The 24161-nt window shown below is 34.2% G+C and carries 18 protein-coding genes; 6 read left to right on the top strand and 12 right to left on the bottom strand.

The window, feature by feature from the left end:
- Window positions 1–148: 148 nt before the first annotated feature.
- Window positions 149–2101, bottom strand: coding sequence for a putative porin (locus AC061C_RS00380; protein WP_478289564.1), 1953 nt, complete (start codon window positions 2099–2101; stop codon window positions 149–151).
- A gap of 384 nt (window positions 2102–2485) precedes the next feature.
- On the opposite strand from AC061C_RS00380, the gene AC061C_RS00375 reads away from it, so the two are divergent.
- Window positions 2486–2710: a hypothetical protein gene (locus AC061C_RS00375; RefSeq protein ID WP_478289563.1), complete on the top strand. Its 225-nt coding sequence runs from the start codon at window positions 2486–2488 to the stop codon at window positions 2708–2710.
- Window positions 2711–2724: 14 nt separating this feature from the next.
- The gene (locus AC061C_RS00370; RefSeq protein WP_478289562.1) at window positions 2725–3459 is read left to right on the top strand and encodes an IS3 family transposase; all 735 of its coding nucleotides are present in this window, start codon (window positions 2725–2727) and stop codon (window positions 3457–3459) included.
- 237 nt (window positions 3460–3696) lie between these two features.
- Here the strand turns inward: AC061C_RS00370 and AC061C_RS00365 are convergent, their stop codons facing one another.
- The 4 genes from AC061C_RS00365 to AC061C_RS00350 all read right to left on the bottom strand — a co-directional run bounded on the left by AC061C_RS00365 (window position 3697) and on the right by AC061C_RS00350 (window position 11097).
- Window positions 3697–5580: a S8 family serine peptidase gene (locus AC061C_RS00365; protein WP_478289561.1), complete on the bottom strand. Its 1884-nt coding sequence runs from the start codon at window positions 5578–5580 to the stop codon at window positions 3697–3699.
- 183 nt (window positions 5581–5763) lie between these two features.
- Window positions 5764–6561: a putative periplasmic lipoprotein gene (locus AC061C_RS00360; protein ID WP_478289560.1), complete on the bottom strand. Its 798-nt coding sequence runs from the start codon at window positions 6559–6561 to the stop codon at window positions 5764–5766.
- A gap of 18 nt (window positions 6562–6579) precedes the next feature.
- The gene (locus AC061C_RS00355) at window positions 6580–8028 is read right to left on the bottom strand and encodes a RagB/SusD family nutrient uptake outer membrane protein (protein ID WP_478289559.1); all 1449 of its coding nucleotides are present in this window, start codon (window positions 8026–8028) and stop codon (window positions 6580–6582) included.
- 9 nt (window positions 8029–8037) lie between these two features.
- Complete coding sequence (locus tag AC061C_RS00350; protein WP_478289558.1) at window positions 8038–11097, bottom strand: SusC/RagA family TonB-linked outer membrane protein; 3060 nt, start codon at window positions 11095–11097, stop codon at window positions 8038–8040.
- A 196-nt stretch (window positions 11098–11293) separates the two neighbouring features.
- On the opposite strand from AC061C_RS00350, the gene rnhB reads away from it, so the two are divergent.
- Window positions 11294–11953, top strand: a complete 660-nt coding sequence (rnhB, locus tag AC061C_RS00345; RefSeq protein ID WP_478289557.1) for a ribonuclease HII — start codon at window positions 11294–11296, stop codon at window positions 11951–11953.
- Between the two features lie 22 nt (window positions 11954–11975).
- Here the strand turns inward: rnhB and lipB are convergent, their stop codons facing one another.
- Both lipB and AC061C_RS00335 read right to left on the bottom strand, forming a co-directional pair.
- Complete coding sequence (lipB, locus tag AC061C_RS00340) at window positions 11976–12680, bottom strand: lipoyl(octanoyl) transferase LipB (RefSeq protein WP_478289556.1); 705 nt, start codon at window positions 12678–12680, stop codon at window positions 11976–11978.
- A 117-nt stretch (window positions 12681–12797) separates the two neighbouring features.
- The gene (locus tag AC061C_RS00335; protein WP_478289555.1) at window positions 12798–13523 is read right to left on the bottom strand and encodes a hypothetical protein; all 726 of its coding nucleotides are present in this window, start codon (window positions 13521–13523) and stop codon (window positions 12798–12800) included.
- Window positions 13524–13835: 312 nt separating this feature from the next.
- Here AC061C_RS00335 and lysS point away from each other — a divergent pair, with 312 nt between their 5' ends.
- Window positions 13836–15545: a lysine--tRNA ligase gene (lysS, locus tag AC061C_RS00330; RefSeq protein WP_478289554.1), complete on the top strand. Its 1710-nt coding sequence runs from the start codon at window positions 13836–13838 to the stop codon at window positions 15543–15545.
- A gap of 131 nt (window positions 15546–15676) precedes the next feature.
- Here the strand turns inward: lysS and AC061C_RS00325 are convergent, their stop codons facing one another.
- Entirely contained in the window at window positions 15677–17200 is a 1524-nt protein-coding gene (locus AC061C_RS00325; RefSeq protein WP_478289553.1) for a DUF4394 domain-containing protein, read from the bottom strand.
- Window positions 17201–17468: 268 nt separating this feature from the next.
- On the opposite strand from AC061C_RS00325, the gene AC061C_RS00320 reads away from it, so the two are divergent.
- The gene (locus AC061C_RS00320) at window positions 17469–17909 is read left to right on the top strand and encodes a hypothetical protein (RefSeq protein WP_478289552.1); all 441 of its coding nucleotides are present in this window, start codon (window positions 17469–17471) and stop codon (window positions 17907–17909) included.
- An 86-nt stretch (window positions 17910–17995) separates the two neighbouring features.
- Here AC061C_RS00320 and hemL read toward each other — a convergent pair whose 3' ends face one another.
- From hemL to AC061C_RS00300, 4 genes are all read right to left on the bottom strand, one after another.
- Window positions 17996–19282: a glutamate-1-semialdehyde 2,1-aminomutase gene (gene hemL, locus AC061C_RS00315; protein WP_478289551.1), complete on the bottom strand. Its 1287-nt coding sequence runs from the start codon at window positions 19280–19282 to the stop codon at window positions 17996–17998.
- Window positions 19283–19311: 29 nt separating this feature from the next.
- Window positions 19312–20220 (bottom strand): glucosaminidase domain-containing protein, encoded by a 909-nt coding sequence (locus tag AC061C_RS00310; RefSeq protein WP_478289550.1) that lies wholly within the window; start codon window positions 20218–20220, stop codon window positions 19312–19314.
- Entirely contained in the window at window positions 20213–21109 is an 897-nt protein-coding gene (locus AC061C_RS00305; RefSeq protein WP_478289549.1) for a 1-aminocyclopropane-1-carboxylate deaminase/D-cysteine desulfhydrase, read from the bottom strand. Before AC061C_RS00305 ends, AC061C_RS00310 begins: the two co-directional genes overlap by 8 nt.
- Before the next feature lie 89 nt (window positions 21110–21198).
- On the bottom strand, window positions 21199–23031 hold the full coding sequence (locus AC061C_RS00300; RefSeq protein ID WP_478289548.1) for a DUF8693 domain-containing protein: 1833 nt from the start codon (window positions 23029–23031) through the stop codon (window positions 21199–21201).
- A gap of 890 nt (window positions 23032–23921) precedes the next feature.
- Between AC061C_RS00300 and AC061C_RS00295 the strand changes: the two genes are divergently transcribed.
- Window positions 23922–24098 carry a C1orf53 family protein gene (locus AC061C_RS00295; protein WP_309756217.1) on the top strand — a complete coding sequence of 59 codons (177 nt, stop codon included), beginning with the start codon at window positions 23922–23924 and terminating at the stop codon, window positions 24096–24098.
- Window positions 24099–24161 lie beyond the last annotated feature (63 nt).

Raw genomic sequence — 24161 nt, 5'->3', positions numbered from 1 at the left:
TGTTACAAAATATTCTTTCTTGCAGGATTTTGCGTTCGTGATAAAAGCGGCATCCTTTGCTTGCTTTCTTTAAGCAAGGAAAGATAGAGCGGATAGCACGGTAAAACGCCCTAAAAAAGCATTTTAAAATTTAAAATCTGAAAAGTTTTTAGTTAAAAAAGTTCCAAATTAGGCCAAAACGAATTGTGAAATCCCTCGATGGATTATTGGGTGATGCATAGAAATTATTCCCCGTGAATGAAGAGTTAAAATGCTCCGCTTTAAAATAAATTCGGGTCCTTTGAACCTTTGCATTTATAAAAAAATCAAAATTAGGATGATTCCCAATTTGTTTTTCATTTTGCACAAAAAACTCTCCAATTACTGGATTGTATTCATTTGCGTAATAGTTTGAGAAATAATTTAATACAATTCCTGTTTGTAAATACAATGCATTTTTAAACAAATAGCTAGAATAATAAAACGAATTTCGTGATACAATTTCAGGCACATTTAAAACTGCATTTTGCTGATTCACTTTTTGATACAATAAGGTGTTGTCTAAAGCAAATTTTCCAAAAATAAATTCTCTACTAATTTTAGCAGAAAAGTAATTGAGCGTTCCATCGTATTGAGAAGGAGCAACAATTTGAGTTTGAGCCAGCGCTTGTGCATCACTAGAAACATCATTGAAATACAAATGATCCTTTAAAATTGAATAGTGTACTTGTAGATCTAGCCAGGGAGTAATTGCATTTGCACTTATAGAATTTATCTTTTCATTCTTGAATTCATTTGACCAATTGTATTGTACATAGCTACTTTGATGCAGATTAAAATTACTGTTGGGCAATTTATTCACATTTTGATACCTAAACGTAAATTGAATATCATCATTAAAATCATACCCTAATTTTGCATCAAGATTAGACAATGATTGGTCAGTGACTGATCTCAAATATAGAAAACTACCGTTCCAGTCCTTTTTTTGAACCTCATATTGACCTCCTACACTATTAATATTTTGACTGAACGCACTTGGAATAACATTTTGATTATCGAAAATTAAAATTTGGTTATAGTAATAATTAGACCTAAAATCATCCGCAAAAAATTGAAACCTACCTAAAGTAACATTCTCATAAACAAGACCAGCTCTGTTGTACATTTTATTATAACGAGTTTGATCATTGATATCACTATTTTTAAAAGACTCACCAAATCTGAATACAATTGTACTACCTACCGAAGAAGGTACCGTAGCCTGATTGTACTCAAAAAATTTATTTTCATAATTAAATTGATGTGTGAGATATAAATTGTTGCTTCCTTTTTTTGGATTTATTCTAAAGTTATGATCTAGAAAAATTCGTCTCCCTTTTAAAAAAGATTTAGCATCAGTAAAATAAACTTCAAATCGTTGCCTATTGTCAAAATTAGGATCTTCACTTTCAAAATCATTTGTTGTAGTTATACCGCCATTTTCTTCATTTAAGATATCTTGAAACGTATAATGTGCTTTTGCGAAATAGCGTTTGTTTTTGGTATTGTAACTGGTCGTAAACCTAAAATTACCAGTACTTGACAATTGATTGAGGTATTCACCTTCAGATCGTAAACCTTTGTACGCAATTGAAAAATTTAAATTTTCAGACGTGTTCAAGGTAATAAACGCATCTACAGATTGTCCTTTACTGATTGTTGTTTTAAAATATAATTCTGTAACTGGAGTAGCAACGGAATAATACCTTATTTGATTGGCTTCTAAAAAATTAAAATGCTTGGCTTTAAAACCAAATTCAGGATAAGGCGATACATCAGTTAGACTGTATTGCAATGTATTGTAGGTTTGTCCATCATTGGCAAACGGTAGCAATCCAAAAATATCTTTTCGTAAATAATTATGACTGTACTCTTTCTGAATAGTTAGTGAAGTATCAATATACGTAGTATCGTTTTCTATAGAAATTACTTTATAAAGATCGATAGATGCGATTTTTTTATTTTTAAGTGTATCAACAATTCTAATTGATTTACGTTTCTGTACACTAGTTTCATTATTTACTTGAGCAAAAAAAAATAATGGACACACTATAAAAAAAAATAAAATAAAATTTTTCATTTGATAAATACTAATTATTATGAGACAAAGATAAATTTTATCAACCAAAACCTGAGTTATATTTTAAAATAATAAAATTGAAAACTAATAATACATTTTTTGAATTTGAAAAAAAATTTGTGATGATGAAGAGATGTAAATAATGTCCCGTCCTGAAATAACGATACACAAAAACAATCGTTATGAAGAAAAACAAATTATGTAAAACGAAGTCAGCGAGATTATAGTTTGTCGCTAAAGCTTCAAATTGTTAGTGAAATCGAAAAAAGTTTTACAACCGTTACTCAAGTCAGAAAACAGTACGGTATTCAAAGTCAAGCAACTATTCTAAATTGGTTAAGAAAATTTGGTAACTTTGATTGGGAAAACCAAACCCCTTCAACTATGCCAAAGTCACCAGAACAAAAGATAATGGAGCTTGAAGCCAAAGTAAAACTTCTAGAGAAACAGAAGTCATTTTTGGAACAACATGCTTTCGTTTCCGATAAGAAGGCGATCATTTTCGATATGATGATTGATATTGCTGAAAAAGAATATCAAATCGATATACGAAAAAACTCCTCACCCGAACAATCGACCATTTTAGACAAAAAGAACAACAAACATTAATATTTGCCTTTTATTTGTTCTGGGTAGACAGACAGGTTTATTATCGAAAAATTAAAACAAAAGCAATAAAACAAACTAAAGCTACCGAAGTAGTTTCAATGGTTCTTGAAGTCAGAAAATCAATGCCTAGGCTTGGAACTAAAAAGACCTATCATATTTTATTGGAAGAACTTCAATTAATGAATATTGGAAGGGATAAGTTATTCGACATTCTCAGAGCTAATCATTTATTGATTCAGCCAAAACGGTCTTATCACATAACTACTAATTCTCATCATCGATTTAGAAAACACCAAAACCATATTCTCAAATTACAGATTAACAGACCTGAGCAAGTCTGGGTCTCCGATATAACTTACATTGGCAAGAAAGAGAAACCTTGCTATTTAAGTATTGTTACAGATGCTTATTCCAAAAAGGTTATGGGGTATAATGTTACTGATAATATGAATGTACAGAGTAGTGTCGTTGCACTTAAAATGGCAATTAGTCAAAGGCAAAACAAGGCAATATCTTTAATACATCACTCAGATAGTTGTTTACAATACTGTGCAAATAACTATCAAAGTATTCTGAAAAAAAACGGAATACTTCCTAGTATGACGCAAAACTCTGATCCATATGAGAATGCAGTGGCTGAAAGAATAAATGGTATCATAAAACAAGAATTTATGATTGATAAATACAACTTGGATTTAAAACTTATGAAACAAATTGTAAAAGAATCAATTACTATTTTTAATACATAACGACCACATTATTCCAATTATATGCTTACGCCTAATGAAATGCACGAACAAAATAAAATTAAAATGAGAACATATAAAACAAAAAACAGTAATAAACCAGAGCTTATTACTGTTTAAAAATTGTACTTTTATTTTTTATTAATTCTGTATCACTTTTTCAGGACCAGACATATCAATAATAGAAAAAAAAGCGGTTATCGAATAACTTCGATAACCGCTTTTTACTAAACAACAGATTTATTTCTTAATAAACTTTTTGACGATAATTCCATCGCTTGTAGAAAATCTAACAAAATAAAGTCCACTATTTAATTTAGAGACATCAATCGATTTTTGATTTAAATCTGAAATTTTATCAATTACCTTTCCGCTAATGTCCAAAATTTCAACACTTGTAATTTCATTAAAATTACTATTATCAATATTTAATTTAGAATCCGTAGGGTTAGGAAAAATGCTACTTGCATCTTTATCAGCTGCAAAGTCTTGAGCAGAAAGTGTTACGGGTGGTCCAGACACAATTAATGAGTACTTCTGTTTACCTCCGCCTGCTAGGACACCTTTATGACTCACGGTAATCTTGCAGGTCCCATTCGGATTATCTATTTGGACTTTTTCGTAATTATCACGAAAGTTATCAGAACTACGAACGGCTGGATCGGCAGGAACAATAGGGTTTAATGTCCATGGATAAAAAATTTCTTCCCCTTTAGTAACTCTAACATCTAAATCGTTAACTAAATCCAATTTTGTCGGATCTACAATAGAATTATTAGCACTCCCAAACCTATCAGTCCATGAAATTGATATCAAGAGTGGGCTTGAGCCTGAGGCAGCAATTGTTTTTGTATAAGTTTCTCCTTCTACCAATTCTAACTCTTCAATCACAGCTACTGCTTCTTTATCCGACTGTATTAAAGAAGCTGCTCTTTCTGCATTTACTAAACCCCATCCAAAAGCATAATCTGGACCCTCAAAATCTCCTGCCTCATCAGTAGTGTGAAGCATCAATCCTTTTAGAGTAGCAGCCCTCATAAATTCATTATTTAATGAATAATAATATTGCTGTAATAAAAGTGCCACTCCTGCAATACCAGGTGATGCCATGGATGTTCCTGATAAAGATGCATTAGATTCATCGGTCTGAACTGTTGTGGATCTTACATTTTGTCCTTTAGTTACTAAATCAGGTTTAATCCTACCATCATCCGTAGGACCGTAACTACTAAACGCAGTCATAATAACATTGCCCGCAGAACTGTAATTTGAAACTTGACTAACTGCACCTACAGTTAAAATGTTCTTAGCATTTGCCATTCCCTTTATTAAGTTATAACCACCTTTTTCTTCTAAATACGACCTAAGATCCGCATCAAAAAAATCGTTCCTATCATTACCAGCTGCAGCAACAGCAAGGTAATAAGGAGCTGCAGAAGCTATATTATCAAACGATCTAGCAGTTGAATTATAGGCACCTAGAAGATATCTAGGATTCTCTCCAGGACCATAAGAATGATTAGACACTAGCATACCATTAGCAGCTTCAGTAGCCATTTCATTTAAGTCATCATCCCATTTATAAGAAACGCCACTAGCATTAAACGCAATACCCCGTAATCTAGCGTCAATTCCCTGAGCAACAATCGTACCCATGACATGACCAGCGTGCTCCTCTTGAGGTGAACCGTCAGCATTAATTATTTTCCCATTTGGAAACTCTTTGTGCGTAGTCCTAGCGGAACCACCATCCCAAACGTAAGCTACCATTCCTTGACCTTGCACATTCAAACCTAAACTACCATCGGAATACAATGCCGTTGCTCTAGCGGTTGTAGCAGCACCTTCATTATAGGTCTTGTAGTATTTAATTTCCCCGTTTGGAGAAATATCATAAATCTCTTCAAGAACGCCATCACTACTATTTCTAGCTACAACTTCAGGATTTTTAAGTAAAAATCTATCTACTCTTTCTTGCCGCGCTAAATATGAAATGTGAAATTGCTCAGACAATTGCTTTAATGTAGGGATATCAGATTTTTCAATTACAGCTTTTCTCTGCTCTATTGACTGAGAGTATGAAAAAAACGATGAAAAAATAAATAAGTAAAAGTATTTATTCATAATTTAATTGTTTATGCACAAATCTAGATGAAATATTGGAAAATGAAATGAAACAAATAAAAAAAAATGTTAATTATTCAAATAAAAATTTAAAAATCAAAGTAACAAAGAAAACTATAATTTCTTAAATCAATAAAAAAGCCGTTTCAATTAAGAAACGGCTTGATTTAAATTAGAAGTTATTTATTGTTTAATAAATATCTCGTTTTTATCACCATAACTTCCAACATTAGGAATAAAGTAATTTACCCATAAATTCACTCTGCCAGTACAAGCATCAACTGACGAAACGTTCGCAGCGTTAGTTGACATACGAGCAAAGATTGGACCTTGTGCAGCTGTAGAACCAGTGAACACTTCAGTGAAAGTAACCCTATTATTATTGTTTGGATTGTATGTAATAATGAAATCAGGATTAGTAGCGTTATCACTAAAAAAGCCTTTGATAGATAACGTATTTGCCGCAGAACCTGCTACAACCTGGTTAACCTTTTGACCAGCCCACCATGTATTTGATGAAAAATTACCAGAGAACGCAACGGGATTAACAGCACAAAACTCAACAATATTGACCACAACTTTGTTATTATCAAAACTTTCGTTAGCTCCAAATCCAGAAATTTGAAGAGTAAGCTTTCTGATTCTAGAATCTATAAGATTGTTGTCAGTTCCTGTAATTGTTAAAGTTCCCGTGTAACTATCTGCAGGAATTGTAAATGTTGCAGGAAAAGAATAAGTCGCAATATTAGCATCAGTTTCCGTTGCAATCACTGAAACATTGTACGTACGCGCTACACTAGATTTATTACTAGCACGCAATACTAAGTCTACGCTACTTGAAGCGTTTATGGGAACCTTCAAATCAACAGAGCTACTAATGAAACCAACAAAAGCTTGGCTGTCTTGATATGTAGCTTGCTCATCGGCACTACAGCCAACGAGGGCTGCAAAAACACCGAGAATTAAAATAAGTTTTTTCATTTGTTTTAAATTTAAATATTAATTATATCCTGGATTTTGCACGATTGTAGGATTAGCAAAAATTTCAGTTTGTGGTATTGGGAATGTAAATCTATAGTCAGTTGGACTTAACGCTAATTGAGCAGAAAAAGTTGCTGCGTCATTCGCATTTCTGTTAATTCCAACATTTATCTCAACACCAATTCTCTTGATATCAAGGTATCTATGCCCTTCAAAGGCAAACTCTTTTCTTCTTTCTAATAATATATCAGTTAATGCGGCATTTAAATCAGCATAAACCGGTAATGGAACAGTAGGTGCAATTCTCAAAGCTCTCAAATCCCTAACATCCGTTGCAGCACCAGTTAAATTACCATTTCGAGCCTTACACTCCGCTAAAATTAACTTAATTTCAGAAGTTCTAAAAACTTTAATATCATTAAGAAGGTTAGTACTAGTACCTTTTCCTTTATATTTATTAAGCTGAAAACTACCCGCGTTTACATCGACAGCTCTAAAGATAACAGAACGTCGAACGTCTGCTGGATCGTACAAATTATACAATTCACTAGAACCATCGTATATTGGCGTTGTAGGTCCTACGTTAAAGTAATACAACGAACCTATCGTATTGTTTCCTGCCAATCGTGAAAGCGTGAAAAAAGATTCACCGTCAGCAGTATCTAAAAACATATTTGGATACGCAGTTTTTATAGTCAAAGCAGGTACGCCAGGTGCAGTGATAAGTGTCTGCGCAAGCGTTTGTGCATTAGGATAATCTCCTTTTAGTAAAGCAATTTTCAATTTAATGAAATTAACTGCATTAACCCCTAAATAAAACTTACCCGTATAAGTCGTTGAAGTTGGATTAAATAAAGTCAAAGCTTGATTCAAATCCGCAGATACAAAATCTAAAATCTCACTAACAGTATTACGTGGATAAACCAACTTATAATCTGCAGGAACAAAATCCATTTTAATTACAGATAATCCAGATGGGTTTTTATAATTTGGAGTAAAGTACTGAAAGAGATCAAAATGACACAAAGCTCTCAAAGCTAACAAATTAGCTTTAGTATGGGCTGCGGCACTTTTGTCTGCAACTGTAGAAAGAGTTGGAAAAATACGATCATATGCCGCAAGAGTACGGTTAATTCTATTTATAGCAGCATATCTGTTACCCCAAATCTGAGTAGGAGAAGCTGAATTTGGCTGTAAAAGCCACTGGTACGTTTCTGTACCACCACCAGTGTTACTAGCTCCACGTCTCATGTTGTCAGTGAAAAGATCGTTGAATAAAATTGAGCCATTTCCTGCATCAGGGCTGTACGCAGCATAAGCTCCATTAAGACCCGTATTTAAATCTTTTAACGTGATGTATGCATCTTCTTCAAATATGATTCCCTCCTGAAGTATATCAGTAGCATCATTACAAGAAAATACTGTAGCGAGTAATAGTAAATAAACTATTTTACTTATTTTTTTCATAATTGTGTATTAAAAATTAATTACTGTACCAAAAGTTACAATTCTAGGCGTTGGATAATTCCCTCTATCTGTTCCTCTAAATCCAGCTTCAGGATCCCAACCTCTCCATTTTGAAAAGGTTACTAAATTTTCTGCTTGCACATAAAATTTCAATCCTTTTAGAAATGAAATATCTGCCAACGTTTTCTTATCAAAAGCATAAGAAAAACTTACGTTTCTCAATCTTAAATAAGATGCATCGTCTAAATATCTATCAGTACTGTTGATATAACTGATCTCGTTTAAACCGTTACCAATTCTTGGCATTGATGTAATTTGACCTGGAGTAGTCCATGCGTTTTGAATAGAAACAGCACGGTTACCACCATCTGCGATATTTGTAACACTCTCTAATGTTGCTAAATCTAAGTTATTTCTAGAAAGATCTGCAACGAAACTCCATTGTGTATAAAGGTTAAATCCTTTGTAAGAGACACTAGAAGTAAAACCACCTTGCCAAATAGGATAAAGTTGCTCACCAGTGAAAACTCTATTTGCATCGGCTAAAATTTCAGTTAATCCACCATTTTTTGTTTTGAATAAAGGATTACCGTTTGCAGGATTTACCCCTGCATATTCATTCACATAAAATGCACCAACTGGCTGGCCCTCTGCGATTGCTGTAGAACCACCAGCAAAAATTAGTCCATTAGCAGATTCTGGCAACTCAAGAATTTTGTTTTTGTTGTAAGACACATTACCTCCTACACCAATTTTCCAAGAATCTTTACTGTATACATCGTAGTTAAGAGCTAATTCGACTCCTCTGTTTTCTAGAGACCCTACGTTAGCATCAATTGATGATGTACCTTGAACAGGAGAAACTGGATTACCTTGGTATAGATCTTCAGTAAGTTTTCTGTACACATCTAGACTTCCGCTAACTTTAGAATTAAATAATGCAAAATCAAGACCAATGTTAGCCTGAGAAATCTCTTCCCATTTTACGTCAGGATTAGCGATTTGCGATAATACTGTTGAAGCTGTACCGTTATAACCTGTTCCTACTGCATAAGTTGTATATGGTAATAAAAGTGCACTATACTGCGCATTATTTACACGCTGATTACCAGAAGTACCATAAGAAGCACGTAATTTTAAGGCGCTAAAAACTTTAGAATCCTCTAAAAACTCCTCTTTGGATAAATTCCAACGACCTCCAACTGACCAAAAAGTACCCCACTTATTATCATCAACGAATCTAAAAGAAGCATCTCTTCTTACAGTTAAACTTAAACCATAAGTACTATCGTAGTCGTAATTGATTGCGCCAAAATAAGAAAATAAACCTTCCTGAACTTTAAAAGAACCAATAGTAGGAACATACTGGAATGCAATCGGATCAACAATAGGCTCAATAACAGGAGTAATAAAAGCTGCACCTGTACCTAACGCTCTTGGATCTAAACCACGTTTTTGATAGTTAAATCCGTTAAAATGAGCTTTGTAATATTCTAAATATAGACCCGCATCAAAAGTGTGTTTATCAGCAAAAGTTTTGCTATATTTAAGGTAAGTATTACTGTTAAATCTAAAGTCACGTGTATATGACTCTCCAAAGATACCACCATACTGTGCATTAATGTTTGTTTGGTATGGACCAAGGAAACTTCTTGGATCAGTAACATTAAGAGTAGTGAATGATGAATAATCAACACCTAAGTTAATTCCAGCAGTAAGATTCTTTGTAATTTTATAATCAGCAGTGAAATTTGCTAATATCTTAAGCTCATCATCAAAATTGTCATTAAAAGCAAGTGAATTTAAAAGAATCAATGGAGCATTATCAACAATCGGAGCTCCTGTTAAAGTTAACGCGGTAGACGGATCTAAGTAAGGTAAACCTCTAATTGCAGCAGTAAACGGTTGGAAAAAGGTATTATTCCCACCAGCACCAGCAACGTTGTTACTTCTTGTAAAGTTTGCACTTAATCCTGAAGAGTAATTAAATTTACCATTACTACTTTTCCCAGTAAAATTATTTCTAAAATTAAAACGCTTAAAAGTAGAAGCAATAAAAATACCTTGTTGATCTAAGAAACCAATAGACGTATAATTTTTAGTATTTTTAGATCCGGAAGAAAAAGATAGATCGTGCTGCTGTGTTGTACCAGTTCTGAAAAACTGATCTCTCCAATTGGTATTGAACTGAGCTGCAATTTGCGCATCTGTTAAAGGTTGTCCTGCTTGAGTAGGATTACCTGTTCCTCCAAATCCTACCTTATTAGCTCTTTGAAAGTTTAGGAGTTGAGAAGTATTCATAACATCTATTCTAAAATCTTGTAAATTAGAAATACCATATTGAGTTTGGTATTTAACATCAAGATCTTGATCAAATTTTCCTCTTCTAGTCTCGATGATTATTACACCGTTAGCACCTCTATTTCCGTAAATAGAAGTAGCTGCAGCATCTTTCAACACGGAAGTAGATACAATATCTGTTTGAGAGATAGATCTAAAACCATCCTCGTCAACAGGCATACCATCCACAATAATAAGCGGTTCAATATTACCATTCAAAGAACCAACACCTCTTAATAATATAGTACTATCTGATCCAGGCTGCCCTGAACCTGTAGCAATATTAAGTCCAGCAACCATCCCTTGCAGGTTTTGAACAATAGATGCCTGCGCTCTTTCTTCAAGTTCCTCAACATTTACAGATGCGATTGCGGAGGTTGCTCGCTCTTTTTTCAGTGTTTGATAACCGGTAACCACAACACCTTCCAATTGTAGAACATCATCTTCCATCTGAACATTAATAGTGCTGGAAGCACCAACAATAACACTTTTAGATTTATACCCTACGAAAGAAAGCTGCAGCGTTTCGCCAGCAGTAGCCTTAATAGAATATTTTCCGTCATAATCGGTTTGAACACCTCTCTTAGTTCCCTTTACAAATATTGAAACACCAGGTAATGGAAGTCCATTATCAGAGACAACACCCTGCACTGTTTTTTCTTGTGCAAACGAAAACTGAATAAAGAACGCTAAGGATAGCGTTAAAATCCATGTAAACTTTGATTTCATATGTATTAATTTGAATTAGTTATTTCACAAAAATCATAATTATATCTTAAACAAACAAGTCATTAAGATAATTTAACAAAATATAATCAATAACAGATTTACATAAAAAAAACATATACTTCAATACTTTATTCTTACCACACCTATTAATGTAAGTATTTAAATATATAATCATATTTTTGTCAAAATTAATTTAATGTTAACATCCTTTTATTTAACACCAAATTTAGAAGCCGGAACCGATGAAGCGGGACGAGGTTGTCTTGCTGGACCTGTTACTGCAGCAGCGGTGATACTTCCTGACTATTTTCTAAACAGCACACTAAACGACAGCAAACAATTATCTGAAAAGGCACGTGAAAAACTAAGACCTATTATAGAACAACAATGCATTTCATTTACTGTTACCCATCTTGAGCCTTTTATTATTGATGAAATAAATATTTTGAACGCCTCTATAAAAGCGATGCAAGAATGTATATTAAAATTAGATCCCAGACCCGTCTCAATTATTATAGACGGAAATAGTCCTTTTATAGCAAAAGGTGGCATAAAAAATCGTGGTGGTCGAATTTTTACAGCTGCTGAAATAGAAATTTTAAATTCAATACCAAATGCTAGTATTATAAAAGGAGATTCAAAATTCATGAGTATTGCTGCTGCTTCTGTATTAGCCAAGACCTATCGCGATGAATACATGAATACAATTCATGAAGAATTCCCAATGTACAATTGGAAACAGAATAAAGGCTACCCTACTAACGAACATCGTGAGGCCATTAGAAAATATGGAGTAACAAAATACCACCGAATGACTTTTCGATTATTGCCAGAACAATATTCTTTTGATTTTTGATTGCCGATTTACGATTTTTGATTTAAGATTTCTCGAATGTAGCTTCGAACAAATGAGTGAGATGTTTCAGGATTTTATCTTTCACTTCTTCTTCATCTACTTTTTCGACTCCAAGTTCCACATTCAATGAAGTTACTGCTTTTCCTCGAATGCCACACGGAATGATATTATCGAAGTAACCTAAATCGGCATTTACATTTAATGCAAATCCGTGCATGGTTACCCAGCGGGAAGCACGAACGCCCATCGCACAAATTTTTCTGGCAAATGGTGTACCTGCTCCTAACCAAACTCCAGTTTCGCCCTCGCTCCTCCCGCAAATGATTCCGTATTCATGCAACGTAAGAATAATAGCTTCTTCCAGAAAGCGCAAGTATTTGTGAATATCCGTAAAAAAATTTTCTAAGTCTAGAATAGGATAACCCACAATTTGTCCGGGCCCGTGATAGGTAATATCACCACCACGATTGATTTTGTAGAAAGTAGCGCCTTTTGCTTCCAATTGTTTTTCAGATAAAAGCAAATTACTTAAATCGCCACTTTTTCCTAAGGTATATACGTGTGGATGCTCCACAAAAAGAAAATAATTCGGAGTTGGTAATTCAAGATCTTCTCTGCGATTTCTAATTTTTAAATCGACAATGCCTTTAAAGAGTTCTTCTTGATATTCCCAAGTTTCCTTGTAATCTTTTGTTCCTAAATCTTGAAGTTGGATGGTTTTATTCATTTGTCAATCGAGTAATAATGTAAAATAAGCCAGAAATTAGACTCGCATTACTATTAGCAGTGACAAAGGTACAAAGTTCTGAAGAAAAGTTGCACCTGCAACTAGCAAAACAAGTCCTTACTCTAAAACAACTTCCAGAGCTGTAATTTCAGGATTCGCTAAACAATCTGTTATAAAAAAAGTGGCTTGCAATGATTTTCCGTCTGCGCTAACTATCACTTTAGGATTGTTCACTGATTTTATTTTTCTAGGAAAATAATACTTCAAAATATATTGCTGCGTTCCTTTGAATGTTGAAAAGCGCTTCTTGAGTGATTCCATTTCTTCTTGTTGCTTTTTTAATTCTTCTGCATCTGTAATTTTGACAATTCTTTTAAATGTAGTGCCATCAAAAGTAAAACTGACACTATAATAATGTTCTTCGGCAACCAATGCGTAATTATTCTCGATGTCATCCGCGTATTCCTCGGTTTTGTATAAATCAGCTACTTCGGATATTGTAGTGAAATTTTGAGTTATGGTTGTGCGAAATTCTTTGTCTAATGAGCTTTTCTTATTGTGTACTTTTACCGTGTTGAATTTTTGAAAAATGGCTTTTTCAAATGCTGGCAATCTGGAAAACGTTTCGGAATGCTTTGCTATCAAATCCTGAAAAACGTAGGTGGTATCCTTAAAAATTTCTTCTTTAGAATATTCTTCACCCATAAGCTGCATGTAACTTTGTTCTTCACGAAGTCTGCTAATTTCAATTTTTCCAGTTCCGTCTTGGTTCAAATGGATGGTTTCTGTTACTTGGCAACTGGCTAGAAATACGAATAAAAATATCGCAATATATTTTTTCATTGGAATGTTTGTAAAATGATTTGGTTTCAAATATACATGATTTGTACTATTTTTCATGTTCTTTTGAAAACAAAAATTGTAGCATAGCCCCGATTACTTCACTATACATTTATTTTAATCGGAGTTCAGTGAACTTCGTTCGCAGCGGCATCCTTTTTTTCTTGTTTTTTTTGAACAAGAAAAAAAGATAGAGCGAATAGCGGGACAAATCGTCTTGAAAAAACGAAATATTGTGCTTCAAAAAACGATACATTTTAAACTTTAAATTTAAAAACTTATATAGTATCTTTGCGCTCTTAAAATCAGCATAAAATGGCATTATCCGAACAAGAAATATTACGAAGAGAAGCACTTACCGAATTACGCAATTTAGGCATTGAGCCTTATCCCGCAGCCGAATTTATTACAACCGCTTATTCTAGCGAAATCCTAGCCGATTTTGAAAAGTATGAAGGAAAAGAAGTCGTTTTAGCAGGCCGTTTGATGGGAAAGCGCATCATGGGAAAAGCTTCGTTTGCGGAATTAAAAGATGCTGAAGGGCGTATTCAGGTGTATGTTTCGAGAGATGATATTTCGACTGATGAGGAAAAAACAATGTACAATGTGGTTTTCAAAAAACTATTGGATATTGGGGATTTTATTGGGGTTCGCGGAACGGTTTTTAAAACGCAAGTGGGAGAAATCTCGGTTCATGTTTATGGATTGACGGTTTTGGCAAAAGCCTTGAAACCGCTTCCGGTAGTAAAAACGGATGCAGATGGAAAAACGTACGATGCTTTTGCTGATCCAGAACAAAGATACCGCCGTCGTTATGTGGATTTGACAGTAAACGATCACGTAAAAGAAACGTTTATCAAAAGAACAAAATTGTTCAATGCGATGCGTAGTTTCTTTAATGATGCGGGATATCTAGAGGTAGAAACACCTGTTTTACAGCCTATTCCTGGTGGTGCAGCGGCGCGCCCTTTTATTACACATCACAATTCACTTGATATGCCTTTGTACATGCGTATTGCAAATGAGTTGTATTTAAAAAGATTGATTGTTGGCGGATTTGATGGCGTGTATGAATTTTCGAAAAACTTCCGTAATGAAGGAATGGATCGTACGCACAATCCTGAATTTACTGCCATGGAAATATATGTAGCCTACAAAGACTACAACTGGATGATGAAATTCACGGAGAACTTACTCGAACATTGCGCTGTTAGTGTAAATGGAACAAGTGAAGCTACTTTTGGCGAACATAAAGTAGACTTTAAAGCCCCTTATGCCCGCGTAACGATGACAGATTCTATTAAGCATTTTACAGGCTTTGATATTTCTGGAAAAGATGAAACCGAATTGTTTGAAGCAGCAAGAGGAATGGGAATTGACGTGGATAAAACCATGGGGAAAGGAAAATTGATTGATGAAATCTTTGGCGCCAAATGCGAAGGAAATTATATTCAACCCACTTTTATCACGGATTATCCAAAAGAGATGTCACCACTTTGCAAGCAACACCGAGATAATCCGGAACTTACAGAACGTTTTGAATTAATGGTTTGTGGAAAAGAAGTAGCCAATGCGTACTCTGAATTGAATGATCCTATTGACCAAAGAGAACGATTTGAAGAGCAAATGCGTTTGTCTGAAAAAGGAGATGTTGAAGCAAACGGAATTATTGATGAAGATTTCTTGAGAGCATTAGAGTACGGAATGCCACCAACCTCTGGATTAGGAATAGGAATGGATCGTTTGATGATGTATTTGACCAACAACTCATCTATTCAAGAAGTGTTATTATTCCCTCAAATGCGACCGGAGAAAAAACAGGTTAAAATTGAATTAGAAGAAGATGAGAAATTGATTGTTGTGTTATTACAAAACAACAACAACCAAATGGAGTTTGGCGCACTAAAAATGGCCTCTGGATTGAGCGGTAAAAAATGGGACAAAGCTATGAAAAACCTATCTTCTTTGGGATTGACCGAAGTAGTTGTTGAAGGAGATTTAAAGAGTTGTCGATTGAAAGAGTAATTTATTTTATATCAGAATATCAAAAAGGAACTTCGTAATGGAGTTCCTTTTTTGTTTTCATTACGCTATAAAAAAACCGACTCTAAAATAAAGAGTCGGTTTAATTACTAAATCAAAACTATTTCTTTGTATTAAAAACCTAAACCAACAGCCATTGCAGTAGCTTGAATATTTAAATCTCCCACTTTGGTTGCAGCTCCAGTTACCGTGTTAATAGTATAGATACCAGTAACATTGTTTACTTTTAATAATGCAAAAGCAGTAGTACTTGTTCCTCCAATATCAAATCCGCTATCTGCATCAACATTTACTCCTAAATTTCCAATAGAAACTAATGTACCGTTATTTGGGGGATCTTGACGAAATAAAGCATCCATCTGAGAATCTATTACAAACAAAGCAGTTGTTGTTGCTCCAGCAAAATTATTAGTGTATGCTGCTCCTGTTACGAATGGAGTACCGGGATTCAAGTTACCATCAACTGAGACAACCGTCCCTAAGTCTGGATGTAATCGTAAGTTTTGGCCTGTGTTACTCACCAATCTAATTCTATCAACCGTTGGATTAAAATCAAATCCAAAAGATGTACCTGATAATGCTGGCGTCAAACCTGTTCCAATAGCAGTTAATGCTCCGCTAGCTGTATTTACAGTAAACAATCTACTTTGGTTAGAAACTGCATACAAACTTCCGTTTGCTGGTCTAAAATCGATACCAACTATTGTTTCGTTTGTAGCTAAACCTGTTAAAGCTACCGAATTATTCGTTCCATTGGTTGGGTTAAAACGTACCAACATGTTTGTTGCAGTTGTAGCATAAGCAATAGGATTGGTTTTGAATGCAATACTGATTACTGACGCAGTAAATTTACCAACGTTAACCGCTTTACCAGTCATTAAATCTATACTGAACAAACTAGAAATTGAATTACTATTAGTTACCGCAAGAGCTATAGTATTGTCAGGCATAATATCCATATCGCCTACTCCTTCAAAATTTACTCCTAAATTACCTACTAGCTGTAACGCTCCATCATTAGGCGGATTTTGCATATATAGTTTATCTTGATCAAAATCAATATCATACAACACAGTCGTTGAAGCACCAGCCATACTATTGGTATAAGCTATTGCACCAATTTTAGCATTAGCTCCACCATTTATAACTCCATCAGTAGCTACAACGATACCAAGCTCAGGGTGTAATCTTAAGTTCTGTCCTGAATCAGTTACTAATCGTATTCTGTCTACTGTAGGATTAAAATCTACAGATGCATTGGTAGTTGCAATTGTAGGAGAGAAAGAGGCAGATCCTAATGCTGTTGCTACTCCACTTTTTTCATTAATTAGATAAAGTCTGCTTGAAGAACCTAGTCCGTATAATTGCCCTGTAGCAGGTCTATAATCAATACTTACAATATTTTCTGATGCTGGTAAACCAACAATTGCAGTGCTTGAAGTTGATGTAGCTAAATTTTTAGCATTGTACGTAAGAATCGTGTTATTACTTGCTAATGCTGTAAAATTTACATCTGGTGCCGTAGCCGTAGACATCATATCGCTTGTATCATCATTATTACAAGAAATTGCAGTAAGAGATAACAAGGCCAATCCCATAATGGAGGCAATTCCTAAATTGAGGGTTTTGTTTTTCATTGTTGTGTGATTTTTAGTTTATTGAATTAGATACGATATAAACCTATTTTTGGTTTTAAAAGTTGTAATAAGTATCAAATTACGTTACTTCCTTCGCTGCTAATACGTTTTCAAATTGCTCAAAACTTTGCTACAAATGAAGCTTTAAGTTCCTAAAAATTTGATTTATAGATTATGTAAGCAAGACAACTAAACGATAAACTTTTGTTAACGATTAAACTTTTTAAGGGCATCATCATCTTATCTCTATAAACCTAAAAAAATACAAATGAAAAAAGTACTTATCGCCTTAGTTTTACTTGTTGGAATGACAAGCTTGGCACAAGAAAAAAAAGTAAGATCTGAAAGAACCCAAATGGAACAGATGACCTCTGAACAAAGAAATGAGTTACACTTAAAAAAGATGACTTTAGATTTGGACTTAACAGCCACTCAACAAAAAGAGATGAGCAAAATTATTGCCGAGCAAGGCACTAAAAAAGAAGCCCGAATGAATGAACGCAAGGCTAACAAGGATACAACTAAAATACAATTCACTGCTGATGAAAAGTTTGCTAAAAAAAGTCGAATGCTAGACGAGCAAATCGTGATGAAAGAAAGAATGAAAAAAGTACTTTCTGTTGATCAATTTAAAAGATGGGAAGATATAAAAGACCAAAGAAATCAACGTATGAACAAAAGAATGGCCCACCATAAAACCAAAAACTAACTACAATTCATGGAAAAAAGTAGTTCATTCTCTAGACTTATTTCATTACATATTATAAAAAAGACCCTTTCGGGTCTTTTTTAATTTTAAAATGTTTTTGAAACTTTATTAATAGCCTGAATCGTAAAATCAAGGTCTTCGTAGGTTAATGCATCGGTAATAAACCACGTTTCATAAGCTGAGGGAGCAATATAAATCCCTTCATGCAACAAGCCATGGAAAAATTTCTTGAATGTTTCGTTATCACCCTTTGCTGCGGTTTGAAAATCAACCACTGGAGCAGCATCAAAATGTATTGAAATCATAGATCCAATAGTATTTATGGTAAAAGCCACACCGTTTGCTGTAAGTACTTTATCGATTCCTGCAGCCAAATATGCTGTTTTCTCTGCTAAGCGGGTAAAAATTTCTCGGTTTGCATTTAACGCTTGCAACATGGCTAATCCTGCGGCCATGGCCAAAGGATTTCCCGACAAAGTTCCTGCTTGGTAAACAGGACCTAGTGGAGCTAAATAATCCATTATTTCTGAACGTGCAGCAAAAGCACCAACAGGTAACCCTCCGCCTATTACTTTTCCAAAGCAAACAATATCTGAGGTTACATTAAGCAATTCCTGAACACCACCCGCTGATAGTCTGAATCCAGTCATTACCTCATCAAAAATCAACAATATGCCATTATCAGTACACATTTGGCGTAAGCCTTCTAAAAATCCATTATTTGGCGGAATACAGCCCATATTCCCTGCTACAGGTTCTACAATAATAGCTGCTATTTCATCTTTATTGGCTTGAATCAATGTTGCTACACTTTCTAGATCATTGTAACGCGCCAATAACGTATCCTTTGCAGTTCCAGCTGTAACTCCGGGACTATTTGGTGAACCAAATGTAATCGCTCCACTTCCCGCTTGAATTAAAAAAGAGTCGGAATGACCATGATAACAGCCAGCAAATTTTATTATTTTATCTCTTTTTGTATATCCACGAGCTAGTCTTATGGCGCTCATACAAGCCTCAGTACCCGAGTTTACAAATCGAATTTTATCGATTCCTGGAACCATGGCAACCGCTAAAGCTGCAATTTGCGTTTCTAATTCTGTTGGCATTCCAAACGAGGTTCCTAACTTCGCTTTCTCTATCACGGCTTGTACAACCGGTTCATACGCGTGTCCTAAAATCATTGGTCCCCAAGAATTGATATAATCAATCAAACGGTTTCCATCTTCATCATATAAATAAGCGCCTTTCGCACTTTTTACGAAAATTGGGGTTCCTCCTACTGCTCTAAAAGCTCGAACAGGAGAGTTGACGCCTCCAGGTATTACTTTTTCTGCTTCAGCAAAAAGCTGACTACTTCTTTGATATAACATGTAACGAAATATATTTTTGTGTTATTTACTTAATTCACGACTAATTTTTGTCCGATGGAAAGGGTATTATCAGGTAGATTATTTTTTTGTTTTAAAACCTCAACTTTTAAATCGAATTTTTTTGAAATAGAATAAAGGGTATCTCCTTTTTGAACCACATAGGACAACAAATCGGTTGCTGCTATCTCTCTTGATTCGACTGTTAAATCTTCTACCATTTCTTTTTCTTTTGCCACATAATTATCATCCAAAACCTGCTTGTCATAATGATTTAATTTGTAACGTTCTATGTAAGAAATCAGTTTGTCTGGATATCTAGGATCAGTAGCATAACCTGCAGTTCGAAGCCCTTTGGCCCAAGCCTTATAATCGCCTTTTGAAAAATCAAACAATTTAGAATATCTAGGGCGTCCAGTCAAAAACAGGGCGTGATCTTTAAATGATTCTGATGGATTGTTGTATTTTCTAAAACACTCTTGATCAGAGTCATCATCGTGTTTAACGCTTTCTCCTTTCCAACTTTCATGACATTTGATTCCAAAGTGATTGTTTGCACTTACAGCTAGATCTCCTCTTCCAGCACCAGATTCTAAAATCCCTTGAGCCAAAATAATACTGGCCGGAATTCCATAATTTCTCATGTTAGCCATTGCAATTTCTTTAAATTTGGAAATATAAAAAACAATCACATCATTCGTAACTACCGTTTTAGAAGTGGATACAATTACTTCTGTTTCTCTAGTATTGGCGTCCTTTTTCACGGGTTTTACAACAGTTGTAATTTCTTTAGTAATACTTGGCTCTGCAGGTTTTTTTATTGCGCGAGCTACCTCAGATTTAGGTTTTAAAGGAGGCTTCTTTGTAACTATAACTGGCTTTGTAGCATTGCAAGCTATCAAAGTAAGTAGTACAAGGATTAGTAGGATTTTTTTAACCATTATTATTGATTGTTGGTAAATGTTTGTTTTTTAATTTCATATTCATTCCTTGAATCCCTTGAAGTCCACCAGTGTGAATTAGTAAAATTTTTGAACCATCACGGAAATAATTTTTCTGAATCAAATCTAAAACGCCAAAAACCATCTTACCAGTATATATGGGGTCCAAAGGAATTTTATTTTCAGCATAAAAATGATTAATAAACTGTATTAATATTGGGTTAACTTTCGCGTACCCTCCAAAATGATACTCGTTCATCAACTCCCAATTGTCATTGTGGACAAAATTACGAATTTCATCTTTCAAAAAATCACCTTTTAAAGCCGGAAATCCTAAAACTTTTTGGTGCGGTAAAACACTATTGATAATTCCTGAAATCGTTCCTCCTGTTCCTATGGAGCAACAAATATAATCAAATTCAGCATCTTCCGGAGTTAGAATTTCCTGGCAACCCTTTATCGCTAGCGCATTTGTCCCGCCTTCAGGTATTAGATAAAAAGCACCAAATTGCTGTTTTAAGTTTTCTAAAAAAGACGTTTCGTTTTTTGATCGATATTCTTCTCTTGAAATAAATTCAAATTGCATGCCACAGTTTTGAGCAAATAACAAGGTTGGATTTTCAGTTATTTTATCTTGGAGCTCTTCGCCACGAATGATACCAATTGTTTTAAATCCATTTTCTTTGCCAGCATAGGCTACTGCTGCAATATGATTTGAAAAAGCGCCTCCAAAAGTAAGCACCGTTTCGTGTTTTTCCTTTTTAGCATCGAGCAAATTATACTTCAGCTTTCTAAATTTATTTCCGGACACAAAAGGGTGAATCAAATCTTCCCGTTTAATGGCTACTGAAATGGAGTTTAGAAACGAAGATATTAGTTGCTGATTCAAGATAAATAATTTTGGCACAAAGGTAAAATTATATATACCAAAAATGCAACCTAAAGAGATTGCATTTCGTTTAATTAGTGTCTTTCTTTCTATTCGATAATTATTTTTTGACCCACTTCAATTTTATCTTTATTTGCTATTTTAACAATGTAAATACCCGTGCTAAGTCCCGAGGTAGGAAAACTGTAAGTGGCATTGGTTCCTAAATCTTTTTTACTAAAAATCAATTTTCCTGCCACATCATACAAGTTACATGCTGCTAAATCTGTTAATAATGGATTACTAATAATTAAATTCTTTGCCTTATTATCTTGATAAACTACAAAGCTCTCACGCGTAGTTTCGTCTACACCTAGCGTTACATTTTTTTTAAAAGTTATTTCGAAACGGGTATTGTTTACTCCCCCAGGCAATGTTAAATCGTAAAAACTATTTTTAATATCATGGTACAAATCTGTTGTTTTATCGTGTAAATAAACCGCATTTGTACCTGTAAAATTTACTATTCCTTTGACCGTAATCTTAAAATTTGCTGTATCCGTATTTTTAAATCCGATTGGAATTTTTTTGTCCATATCAAAATTTACTGCATTGATAAGATACTCATCGTCGTTGATTACAAAATACACATCAGCTGGCATTTCATCACTCGAGGATAAGGCATCCATGGCTCGATCTACACCATCTGTAGCTTCAGGAATAAATGCCAAGACCATTTGGCGAACCCCCTGATTATTCAACAAAGTATTAAATCGTATTTGTGGCGTAGGTGCTGTACTAACCGTTTTATAATCAAATCCAGATACTGATTTAATGCTAGAAAGGTAAGTCTCAGTTGTTTTTGGTTTACTGGAATTGGAGGTTCTTTCAAATTGAGAATTGTTTGCTATTCCTTCTTTTACAAAAACTCTGTAACTATTTTTCATTTGTACAGTACCGTTTACTAATCCATCAATTATAAAACCCTGTCCTACCGGAGAAAAACGTCTTTCAAAAGGGTTTCCTGCGCCGGTCGTCGAAACTTCATTACCAGAACCATCATAGGAATAAAATGTTGCTGGAACATAAATACCACTACTATTAATTGTTCCAGGTGAAAAAGTACCATAACCGCCTTTATAATCCGCAATAAAATGTGAATTTACTGATTTGTCTTGTTCCCAGAAATAGGCAATTCCAGTACAGTTGGTTTGTTCAATTAAAAAAGCTGATAAATCGATTGCAGATGGATAAGGGTTTCCTGTCAAGGTAAATTGCAGATTTAAAACAGTAATTGGAATGGTCCCATCATTAGGTTTTCCTCTAAAATCATAGCGCTGTTTACTCCCTGGATTATTTTGAACCCCATTTACAGTAGTTGTATTTACTCCTGAAGTTCCTTTCATCGTAAATCCTTCACCTGCATTTATAGCTGAGGATGATCCAACTTGTGCCCAATTGGTATAACCTGATGACGCCACTAGTTTATTAATCCAAAAAGGGGCAATTGCAAAAGGACTTGCTGTCCCATTATAGTTGTTCATTGCCAAAATGGTCGGATCATTACTTATTGTTAAATCCACTATATTTTTGAGTTGAGTTATCCCAAAAGGAGAATTTCCTGCTGTGGCAACATTACCTCCTACAGGGGAACACCAGTAATTATATTGAAAATTGTTGGTAGAACCTTCTTGAAAAACCGATAGATTACCTACTCCACTATTTGTACTAGCAGTTGTAGCGCCTTGCAATAGCTGAGCATCATTCCTTAAATAGAAATTACTATTCGCAGCATTTAGCTCTAATTGTTGCTTGACAAAAACAACCTCATTGCTTGCAAAAACATAACTGTTAGGGCTTACGTACATTTGCGCATTAGCAGTTTGCTGCAAGAATAATACACTACTTATAAACAACATTCTTTTGAGTAATTTTGGGTACATAAACTTGTATTTAAAATTAATTACCTAGAAATAAATAATATTCTAATTCTCCAATTGAAATAGTATTAATGTTTAAAAATCCACTAAACCTCTAATGAGTTTTGAAACAGCTAATTAGCAAATGGATTTTCCAAATAAGACCTAATTCAAATTGTTTTAATAAAATTACAAAAAAAAGAACATACAAAATTGATAAAACACCGTTAAAAAGTGTAAATAGTCGATGAAATACATATATTTTAATTTTAAGAATATAATTTCTTACAATTAAATATAAATAAAAAAGATACCTTTATGGAAGGCTTATAATTGAAAAAATTAAAAGTTAAGACTAAGATAGAAGTAGAAAAATTCAAAAAATAACTAAAAAAACATTTTTAAAAGCGTGTTTTTAAATGTATTTCCGAGTCAAAAGAATACTTAGCGCTGCTAATACTGCAGTTATTAAAAAAATTTACAAAAACGATAAAAAGGTCTGTTATTTAGATATAACAAATTTGATTCCTCTGAATAGGCCTCTCTTTCAAAACTAATGTTTCTATAGGCCAGATTTGCATTCCTATATTGAAGCAACCGAACAAAATATTCTGATAAGTACCAGATAAAAAAAGGAATAATTAAAAGTTCAACTTGCTGCCGTATGTGAATTTTTTCATGATTGATAAAAATACTATCATTCAAATCTTCCCGATATTTTACCAGAACAAATGGGTAAATTGTTACCCCACGGAATCCTTTCGGTATTAAATATTTAGCAACAATCAGAAACATTCGCATTAAAATTATAAATTTGTGATACTATTTTGATTCTATTTAGAAATAAACGCAATAGTTTGACTGCCTTATTTTCTTGACCAAAGGCAATCTCTAACACAGCAACACCACCGTATATGATGCACCAAAGTAATGAAAATAAAATGACTGAGGGCGAAGATTTCTATTTTACACCCGAAGGATATAAATGCTTTACTGCAAAATACCATTTAAAACGAGGTCATTGCTGCAAAAGCGGCTGTCGCCATTGTCCGTATGGTTTTGATAAAAAAACAGGAACTAATAAAAAGTAAGCATTGTTCAGTATTCTTTTTCAGCATCATTAATTGGATAAATGCAGATTTACAACAACACAA

Source organism: Flavobacterium sp. GNP010 (assembly GCF_056428945.1).
The sequence above is the reverse complement of the archived record's forward strand: the minus strand, read 5'-3'. Positions and strand labels throughout refer to the sequence as shown.